Genomic DNA, 1,427 nt, shown 5'->3' on the forward strand with positions numbered 1-1,427 from the left:
TGTGATGTCTAGCGACATTTTGGACACGGAGTCCAGGATGTTTTTGGACGGGATGTCTAGTGGCTTTTTGGACGTTTGCGGCGGTGGAATAGCCGGATGGCTATTCCATTGCATAAGCGTAGAAAGGTCGCAGATTTCGATCCCGTTCGTGACGGCAAGACGGTCACACAGTTTTGCAAAGAATTGGGAATCTCGCGGCAGACGTACCACAACATCAAAAGCCGGATAGCGCAGAAGGGTCGCGCAGGCATTGTGCCGGATTCGACTGCCCCGAAGAATCCGGTTAAGAAATTCCACGAGGCCGACAAAATCGCAGTCGTCCACGCCAGGCAGGAGTTGATGGAGCAAGGCTTGGATTATGGGCCTTGGTCGATCTACTACTTCTTGTTCGACACTGTAGGTCCAGATTCCACACCGTCGCGTTCTACAATCGCCTCGTGGCTTCATGAGCTGGGATTCGTTGATGCCAACGCCCGCAAACGGCCACGCAGCTCCTATAAGCGCTTCGCCCGTGATCTCGTCGGTGAACTCTGGCAGATCGATGGACTGGTCTATCGCCTCTTTGACCACGCCCACACACATGTCACGATTTACCAGATCATCGATGATGCCAGCAGGTTCGATGTCGGAACCACAGCGTTCGCTCTGCCAGAAAACGGTACTGATGCGCGCGCTGTGCTGGCCGCAGCGTTCGCCGCCTACGGCAAGCCCCAAGAAATCCTTTCCGACAATGGCGATGCGTTTGCCACCTATCACCGTGGTTTTCTCTCTGCTACTGAAACTTGGCTCGCCAGCCAAGGCGTTCTTGCTATTGCTGGTTTCGCCCCGACAACCCAGGGAAAAGACGAGCGCTCTCACCGCACGTTGACCCAGTTCCTCGATGCACGCCACCCAGTTAGCCTTGCTGAGGTCAACGCCTATCTGGCTGAATATCGCCAGGTGTACAACGAGCGACGACGGCATCAATCACTGCTGGTCGGCAAAATGCACATCACACCACGCCAGGCTTTCGATACCTTCCCCAAGGCACCGCCGCCTACGCATCCACTCGATCCTGAGCAGGTCTGGGCCCGCGTAGTCGCCTACAACCAGGCGCACAATCCGCACGCTGTACCCGAAATGCTAAACGGCCCCGTGGAAGCGGCAACTTCACACGAGGCCAGCACCGATGACATGGCAGCTCAGCAGGGCATACCTTCCACCGATACCCCCACACTAACGGTGCCGACGACAAATTCAACAAACCATTGGGGCATCCCAGACCAGCTCTGCGTGAGCAAAGATGGCGTTGTACGCGTGTGCGGCTTCGGTCTCTACATTGGGCTGAGGTTTAAAAACCGCAGGCTCTACTCCACGGTCACAGCCGATAACGTTGCGGAGTTTTACACGGCCCATGACGGTGAATTCCTCTTCAGCGTGCCGCTGCC

Annotated in this window: 1 protein-coding gene; it reads left to right on the plus strand. The window is 56.3% G+C overall.

Features of this window, described 5'->3' with window-relative positions; all coding sequences use genetic code 11:
• Positions 1 to 96 precede the first annotated feature (96 nt).
• Positions 97 to 1,427: integrase core domain-containing protein (locus CRD15_RS10025; protein ID WP_187402458.1), on the plus strand; the 1,331-nt coding region annotated here is incomplete at its 3' end.

This window comes from Corynebacterium sp. LK28 (assembly GCF_014335105.1).
GTDB lineage: Bacteria > Actinomycetota > Actinomycetes > Mycobacteriales > Mycobacteriaceae > Corynebacterium > Corynebacterium macclintockiae.